The following is a 215-nucleotide window of genomic DNA, read 5'->3' on the forward strand; positions in this document are numbered from 1 at the left end:
CTGCAACGCCAACATCACCTGGAACAACGGATGCCGCGCCATCGAACGCGCCGGATTCAACACCTCCACCAACCGCTCGAACGGCACATCCTGATGCGCGAACGCCGCCAGATCCCCCTCACGCACACGGCCCAACAACTCACGGAACGACGGATCACCCGACACATCCGTCCGCAACACCAACGTGTTCACAAAGAACCCGACGAGATCGTCCA

Annotated in this window: 1 protein-coding gene; it reads right to left on the reverse strand. The window is 60.9% G+C overall.

Annotated elements, in window-relative coordinates; translation table 11 throughout:
- The coding region (locus tag IO30_RS41180) for a condensation domain-containing protein (RefSeq protein WP_037895607.1) at nt 1-215 on the reverse strand (215 nt) is incomplete at both ends.

Origin of the sequence: Streptomyces xanthophaeus (assembly GCF_000725805.1) — a bacterium.
Classification (GTDB): Bacteria; Actinomycetota; Actinomycetes; order Streptomycetales; family Streptomycetaceae; genus Streptomyces; species Streptomyces xanthophaeus.